The organism is Rhodohalobacter sulfatireducens, assembly GCF_022012475.1.
GTDB classification, from domain to species: Bacteria; Bacteroidota; Rhodothermia; order Balneolales; family Balneolaceae; genus Rhodohalobacter; species Rhodohalobacter sulfatireducens.
This window is the reverse complement of the sequence record NZ_JAKLWS010000014.1, coordinates 95032-102872: the sequence shown is the minus strand read 5'-3', so window position 1 is coordinate 102872 and position 7841 is coordinate 95032. Positions and strand designations below refer to the sequence as shown.

At 42.4% G+C, this 7841-nt stretch carries 6 protein-coding genes; all 6 read right to left on the bottom strand.

Annotated elements, in window-relative coordinates; genetic code table 11:
• Positions 1-230 precede the first annotated feature (230 nt).
• Positions 231-1508, bottom strand: a complete 1278-nt coding sequence (locus tag L6773_RS12130; protein WP_237854691.1) for an adenylosuccinate synthase — start codon at positions 1506-1508, stop codon at positions 231-233.
• A gap of 65 nt (positions 1509-1573) precedes the next feature.
• Positions 1574-1918 carry an STAS domain-containing protein gene (locus tag L6773_RS12125; RefSeq protein WP_237854690.1) on the bottom strand — a complete coding sequence of 115 codons (345 nt, stop codon included), beginning with the start codon at positions 1916-1918 and terminating at the stop codon, positions 1574-1576.
• 27 nt (positions 1919-1945) lie between these two features.
• Positions 1946-2863, bottom strand: a complete 918-nt coding sequence (secF, locus tag L6773_RS12120; RefSeq protein ID WP_237854689.1) for a protein translocase subunit SecF — start codon at positions 2861-2863, stop codon at positions 1946-1948.
• Between the two features lie 39 nt (positions 2864-2902).
• A complete protein-coding gene (gene secD / locus L6773_RS12115; RefSeq protein WP_237854688.1) occupies positions 2903-4744 on the bottom strand; it encodes a protein translocase subunit SecD in 1842 nt (613 codons plus the stop codon).
• Between the two features lie 109 nt (positions 4745-4853).
• Positions 4854-5411: a hypothetical protein gene (locus L6773_RS12110; RefSeq protein WP_237854687.1), complete on the bottom strand. Its 558-nt coding sequence runs from the start codon at positions 5409-5411 to the stop codon at positions 4854-4856.
• Between the two features lie 88 nt (positions 5412-5499).
• Positions 5500-7734, bottom strand: a complete 2235-nt coding sequence (locus tag L6773_RS12105; protein ID WP_237854686.1) for an APC family permease — start codon at positions 7732-7734, stop codon at positions 5500-5502.
• Positions 7735-7841: the final 107 nt, after the last annotated feature.

Genomic DNA, 7841 nt, shown 5'->3' with positions numbered 1-7841 from the left:
CTGAGCTATTCCCGCATAAATCAATAATTTTTTTTGGTGCGTGACCTTCTCGTTGGTCCCGACGCCTCGGGACTCTACCACTGAGCTATTCCCGCGAATATCAATAAATAGGTACTGCGTCTCAACTGTTCAAGAATCTAAAACTGTGTAAATCCTACATCAGCAAGACTTCAAATATAAAACCTTTCGGTATTCCTTTTCAACACTTTTTTGAAATTTCTTTGTTGGACCTACGAACGAACAATTGTTTCAGATCGCTTCGGCCCTGTTGAGATCACATTAAATGATACTCCTACATAATCTTCAATGAAAGCGATATACTCTTTGGCTTTTTCCGGTAGATTCTCAAAAGTTGAGATCTCTCTCGTTGAGGTTTTCCAACCTTCGAAAGATTTATAGACCGGTTTTGCTTTTTCTACGTTCTCAGTATCAAGGGGAAAAGTTTTCGTTGTCCCGTGATCTAATTTGTATTCGGTACAGACTTTGATCTCTTTAAAATCATCTAATACATCGAGTTTGGTAAGTGCCAGTTCATTCATTCCGTTAAGTTGAACGGCGTATTTCAGTGCAACTAAATCGAGCCAGCCACATCGCCGGGGGCGTCCCGTTGTAGCTCCAAACTCCTGCCCGTTTTTTCGGAGAGTTTTACCGTGTTCGTCGTTTAATTCGGTAGGGAAGGGGCCATTTCCTACACGGGTAACATATGCTTTTGTAATTCCCATTGCATGTGAGATAGCGAGAGGGGGAATTCCGCTGCCGGTACAAGCTCCACCTGCCGTAGGAGAGGATGATGTAACAAATGGATAGGTGCCGTGATCTACATCCAGGAGGCTTCCCTGTGCCCCTTCAAGCAGAACAGATTCATTGTTTTCTAATGCCTCGTGAAGAATTTGGGAAGTGTTACAGATGAATGGTTTTACTTTATCAATGGCAGGTTTCAGTTCTTCAATCATCTCATTGGCATCCAGGGGGTCTTCATGATATACATTCTCAAGTGCCCTGTTAATATCTTTGAGATTTTTTCGGATTTTTTCATTCAAAGAATTTTCATCCAAAAGATCATCCATGCGAATGCCAATTCTGGAAACTTTACTGACATATGCAGGCCCTATACCGCGTCCTGTTGTTCCAATGGCGTCACTTCCCCGGCTCTTCTCTTTTACCTGGTCTAATACTTTGTGATAGGGAAGTATCAGGTGGGCGGAGCTACTTATAAATAGCCTGCCCTCCAACTCAATATTGTGGGATTGAACTTCTTCGAGTTCCTCAACGAGAGCAATCGGGTCGATCACCACACCGTTGCCAATTATACATTTTGAGTTTCCGTTGAACAGGCCGGATGGAATAAGGTGAAGGACAATGGTTGTATCTTCAAACTTAAGGGTGTGGCCAGCGTTGGCTCCTCCCTGGTAGCGGACAACATACTTGGCGTCCGAACTTAAAAGATCTACTACTTTCCCTTTTCCTTCATCTCCCCACTGGGCTCCAATAACAATTCGTACAGGCATAAAATCCAAAAAAAAGGAGGTGCGTTAACACCTCCATATTTAAAATTAAAAGGTTTAACAGCTACTTAGTTTTCCTGGTACGAAGCAATTGCCTCATCCAGAGTTTTGTAGTGTTTGAATACGGTAATGAGTTTTGTAATAATGAGCAAGCTTTCAATTTTGTCGGTAGGATTTGCTATTCGTAAATCACCACCGGCTTTTTTCATGGTTGTAAGCGCACCAATCAACATACCTAAGCCGGAAGAATTCATAAACTTCACTTTACCAAGATCAACCACAACATTGGTTTTATCTTTTTCAATCAATTCATGAAGTTCTTCATTCAAACTGACGGCATCGGGTCCGCCCATCACATTACCTTTAAATTCGATAATTACACAGTTGTATTTTTCAGAAACATTAAAACTCATAGATCAGCTATTTCAGATTAAACATTGTTATGATTTGGCCTGCATGGCCCGTTTCTGAAGTTCTACAACGAGCGCACTTGCAACGAATAGGGAGCTGTAAGTCCCTAATATTACTCCAATTACGAGTGCAAACGCAAAGCCTTTCAGCACCTCTCCTCCAAAGATAAACAGCACAGTTACCACAAACAAGGTTGTTAATGAAGTGATAACGGTTCGGCTTAAAGTATCATTGAGGCTTTTATTAATCATATCCTGGAAATTCATTGTTTTGTAAACCAATGAATTTTCACGGATTCGGTCAAAAACTACCACGGTATCGTTCAGAGAGTACCCTACAATGGTCAGGAATGCAGCAATAATAGTTTGGTCTATACTTACGTCAAACGGTGCAAACTGCGCCATTAGAGTAAAGACACCCAATACAATGAGAACGTCATGAGCAAGAGCTGCAATCGCCCCGGCTGAGAAGTACCATCCCTTAAACCGGATAAAGATATAGATGAAGACCACAGCAAGTGCAAATATTATGGAGTAGAGAGCACCAATACGTAAATCTTCAGCAAACCGGGGACCTACAAGATCAGTTTTCTCAACTGAAACCGGGTTATCGGGATAGAGCTCATTGAAGTTGGAAATAATTGTTTCTCTTGTCTGGTTGATATCTTCTTCCGTATCAACCCGAACAAGAATTTCACTTTCAGAACCGAAAAGCTTTACTTCGGGTGTACTGCCGAGCGGTTCAGTCAATTCACTCCGAACTTCAACAACGTCTACCGGGTTATCAAAATCGAATACGAATTCCTGTCCACCCCGGAAATCAATCCCATATGTTAGACCCATCGTAAAAATGGCTACAATCGAAATGATAATTAGTGAACCCGACAGGAAATACGCCACTTTAGTGGCTTTTATAAAATCAAAACTTGGTGTTTCAAACCATCTCATAATGTGTACCTGTTTATTTTAAATTCTTTAAAAAATTGATTATCCGAAGTTAACTTCAGCGGTTTTGTCGCGGGTGAGGTAATCAATGACCACGCGAGTAATCACAATTGCACTAAATAATGAGGCTACAATACCAGCCATCAGTGTGACCGCAAAACCTTTGATGGGGCCGACTCCAAAACTGTAAAGGATAATGGCCACGAAAAAGGTGGTTACGTTGGCATCTACAATGGCGCTCATAGCATTGGAGTAACCATTATCAATTGCGGCGCGAAGTGTTTTACCGCCTCTCATCTCTTCGCGAATCCTGTCAAATATTAGCACGTTGGCATCCACCGCCATACCGATCGTCAATACAATACCGGCAATTCCCGGTAGGGTTAAAGTAGCGTTGAATGCGGCAAGGATTCCTAGAATAAATATGATGTTCAATATAAGTGCCAGATCGGCAATTCCTCCACCGACACGGTAATAGATAATCATGAATATTGCCACGACAACTAATCCAAACAATGTAGAGTAGAGGCCGGCCTGGATCGAATCTTCACCGAGGGATGCACCAACTGTTCGCTCTTCAATAATATCAAGCGGAGCAGGTAAGGCACCTGACAAAAGAATGTTTACAAGGTCTTCCGCTTCTTCAACTCCGCCGAGACCGGAAATCGAAGATTGCCCGTTGTTGATTTTGTTCTGAACCGTTGGATAAGAATAGATATATCCGTCCAAAACAATAGCAACCGGCCGACCGATATTGGCTCCCGTAATTCTTGACCATCTACGAGCACCTTCTGCGTTCATACTCATGGAAACTTCAGCGGCATTCGTTGTAGGTTCAAAAGCGACCCGAGCTTCAGAAATTACGTCACCTGTCAGCTCTACCTGGTTTCGAACCGGTATCATTTCATAAAGTTCAGTTCCATTATCTTCGGCAAACGGTGTGGCTCCCCACATGAGCTCCATATTTCTTGGGATGAAACTCTGGACTTCTTCTTGTTCGAGGAGCCGGTTCACGGTAGAAGTATCACGACCCGCAGTATATCCAAATGAATATTGATTCGTTCCTCTAAGATCAAAAACTTCAAGCAAGTTTGTTACCTCATCGTCAGCTTGTCCCAACGTGTCTGATGAAAGTGAGTCAGATTGTTGATTTTGAGCTTGATTACCGAAATAGTCGGCAAGTTGTTGTTTTACAGCGTTGATTTCTTCCGGTTCTGGCAACAGTCTGAATTCAAGTCGTGCAGTTCCGCGCAATAGCTCCCGTACACGTTCCTCATCATCCACACCGGGCAGCTCAACAACAATTCGGTTGTTCCCCTGCTGAAGGATGGAGGGTTCGGTTACACCATATCTGTCAACCCGAGAACGAATAATTTCCATCGCCCGGTCAACAGCCTCATCTCTTTGCAGTCTTAGGTAAGTTGTAATTTCTTCATTCGAAGACCTGCGATTTATATTATCCGCATCTGAACGGTAGTACCTGCTCAACAAACCATCGGGATTCCGTGTTTCAAACTCAGTTACAAATTCATCAATAAAATCTGTACGCTGTTCGAAAGATCGGTCTCTTGCTACTTGAATAATTTCTTCAAGTTCTTCATCTGCATATTCGCCGGCAAGTTCTAAGAGTAACTGAGGGGTTCCTACCTCAAGAGTTACATACATACCGCCCTGGAGGTCAAGGCCAAGTGAAAGTGACTCTTCTCGAAGATTTTGCAATTTAGCTGCATTCTCTTCCTGGTACTGAACACGCTCCGACGGCACCATACTTTCCATATGTCTCTGTTCCAGCTGCCACTGGATAGTGGGGAACAGGTAGTAGATCGTCAATCCAAGAAACACGACGATGCTACCAATTTTAAATCCGTTATTCTGTGAATTCATAATCGTTTAAATAATCTTTTAAATAGAGTTAAATCGTTGAGGTGATGATATCATAATGAACCACAGTTTTGTAGTTCATTTTTGTAAATAATGACTTGGATGAGGGTAACTAAGGAGCATTTATGCTGATACCACTACTCAAAGGTTGTATGAGATCTGTAGATGCTCGGAAAGAGTAGAAAAAAAGTTCTGGGAGAATTTTTGTCTGATGCTTCTCAAAATCACCCTTGAAGGATGAGAATCCCGGACTATTCGGAATCCATTTCGACAAAATTTTTACAGATTCAATCAGAACAGAATTAAATCCGGATTTTTGATTTTGGAAATTATTCCATTGATCAATTAACCAGTTCGATTCGGGTGGATTATCGGTTGCATCGGTATCATTATCAAAGATTTTAAAATGATCTTTGTGATTTGCAACCAACTCAGAAGCTTCCTGAACCAATCCAAGGAAATCCCCGGTTTGTTCAGGTAACTCGTTGATGGTGTTTCTGAGTTTAATCTCACTCTCATTTCCTGAGGCAACCACATTGTGATTCAACCAACGGGTAAAGGCCGTTTTTTGGGCTTGGCTTGAAAACGGCACAACCAAATGAGCAAGAAGTCCTGCCATTAAGCATGTGATTGTAACCGACCGAATGATATGATCTATTCTGTTTTTCATCAGACCTGTAAAAATAGACAGAAACCAATCAGTTGACAAACATTTTTTCTTAGAAAAAGATAATGCTAACAACCTGATTGAAACCAGACTATTCTTCATAAAAGGTGTCTTCCTGCATGAGCACAGATCCGAAGGAAATCTCTTCAGCAGCAAGAACCATAATTGTGGTTGGTAAACCCTTCAACCGTTTTTGAAGATGACTATAGTAAGAGGTAAAATCTTCGTCTGGTTCGGCCATTCCCATAAATACAAGATCGGCGTCCCCAGAAGATTCATGCAAAATCTCGTTGAATGTTTTATCTCCATAAACAAGCACTTCTGCTTTGGCATCAATACGGACTTTTTTGATGACATCGTTTAAATTACTTTGCGCATTTTTAGCTGCATTTTCGTCACCAACCACCATTTTTACACGTACTTTTGCATCCCACCATGTCCGGCTGCTTTGTAGGAGATAGGCCAGGAGTATCATCAATCCGCCGTTGCCTTGCAGGCCACCCCACCAAATATCGATAATTTTTTTATTGCCAAACCCTTTTTCTTTATTGTCGTGTACAATTACGACATTTCGCTGCAATTGATTGAAGTGGGCAATCATATCGCAATATTCATTTATAGAGTTGGTGTTTTCACTGTCTCCGAGGATAACTGTATTGGGTACAAGGGCTCCTAAACCATAGGAATCAACGAGTTTTTTTCCACCATCAAACGGGCTTTTTGCAGTCGTAACGCGTACAAGGCCTTGGATACTCCTTTTGGAGAGAAAATCCCGGATTTTTTGCTCCATCTTAGTCTGTCGAACATGACTAATGTTTTGGCTGGTTAGAACTGTAGAGATGGTGAGGATACCTCTGTTATGAGTAAGGGACGAAGCAAGTTCAATCAAATGAAAACGTTTCGTTGGAGCACCGGAAAGAACAAGTGGATGCGGACGCCATGTTTTTGCTTCTGTTTCTACACTCATCCGCATCAAACCTGCACGCGTGAGTGCCATCCAAATACCTCGCCGAACATCCCCCCAGGCCGATTCTAACTCCCTGCGTTGCAGCCAGATGAATATGATAATCACAAACAAAAACGCAATGCCTGTTGCAACAGCGTTAATCAAAAACATAACACTGATACAACCCAAAGCTCCTAACAAAGAAAGGCTCCAGTGAACTTTAAATTTGGGTCTGAATGATGGGCTCTGCAGTAGTTGTTCAATCCCGGCTGTGATGTTTAGTACACCATAAGTCGTGAGGAAAAACATTGTTAGTATTGGAGCAATGATATTGAGATTTCCAAAATACACGGCAGTAAGAGCAACTCCGAGAGTAAGAACGGTGCCGACCCGTGGTGAATCGTCATCACCATCACCACGCCCAAGCCAACGGAGCCATTTTGGCAGAACACCATCACGAGCTAAAGCCTGTAATACACGAGGAGCTCCTAATATACTACCTACCGCACTTGATAATGTAGCACCCCAAACACCAATGAGAATGGCATCCCCCCAGTATGACATTTTTCTCATGATTAGAGGGTCTTCAATGAGGGTGAGGGCATCAGCGCGAGTTGCCAAAATGATGGGTAAAATCATGTAGATCAAATAACCAACACCAATCGCTGCAAACGTTCCTCGCGGAATAGACCTGGATGGATCTTCGAGGTCGCCAGACATATTTACACCAGCCATAATTCCCGTAACGGCCGGGAAGAAAACGGCGAAGACAGTCCAGAATCCTTCAGAATGACGATCGGCAGCACCCCACATTTCAATACTCGATTGTTCAATAGGGCTCCCAAAAATCAGCGAAAGCAGCGAAAGTGCAATCCCAAACATTATAAAATATTGAGCCCGAATTGCAGCTTTTGCCGAAATAATAGCAAGAATGGCAACGGCAAGCGTAGTGACAAGCCCAACAACTTTGAAATTTAACTCAGGAAAGACACCAACCACACTTTCTGCAAAACCAACAGTGTAAAGTGCTACCGATAATGCTTGTGCTATGTAAAGCGGAATACCAATAGCACCACCGGATTCAATACCAAGCGACCGGCTAATCATATAATAGGCACCGCCAATGCGCACTCTTTGGTCGGTGGCAATTGCAGAAATTGAGAGTGCAGTAAGAAACGTAATAAACGTCGAAAGAGTGACAATGATCAACGTGCCAATTAAACCAACATTTCCTACAACCCAACCAAAACGGAGGTACATAATAACCCCGAGGATGGTTAAAATAGATGGAGTAAATACTCCGCCAAATGTCCCTAACCCCCCCTTGGTTGATGGAATAACTTCTTGCTTAGGAATGAATTTCCGAAGTGGATTTTTCATATAAAGTTACATTCATGGGGCATTTCTGAATGCCTGTCCGACATTCGTATTTTGGTTTTCTACCAATGCCCTGCAAGGAAAGCATTTTTGTTTTGAAAGGAAAACTG

Bases quoted from the DNA above. Each gene is read 5' to 3' on its own strand.
- L6773_RS12130 (WP_237854691.1), bottom strand. From the start codon at position 1,508: ATGCCTGTACGAATTGTTATTGGAGCCCAGTGGGGAGATGAAGGAAAA.
- L6773_RS12125 (WP_237854690.1), bottom strand. From the start codon at position 1,918: ATGAGTTTTAATGTTTCTGAAAAATACAACTGTGTAATTATCGAATTT.
- secF (WP_237854689.1), bottom strand. From the start codon at position 2,863: ATGAGATGGTTTGAAACACCAAGTTTTGATTTTATAAAAGCCACTAAA.
- secD (WP_237854688.1), bottom strand. From the start codon at position 4,744: ATGAATTCACAGAATAACGGATTTAAAATTGGTAGCATCGTCGTGTTT.
- L6773_RS12110 (WP_237854687.1), bottom strand. From the start codon at position 5,411: ATGAAAAACAGAATAGATCATATCATTCGGTCGGTTACAATCACATGC.
- L6773_RS12105 (WP_237854686.1), bottom strand. From the start codon at position 7,734: ATGAAAAATCCACTTCGGAAATTCATTCCTAAGCAAGAAGTTATTCCA.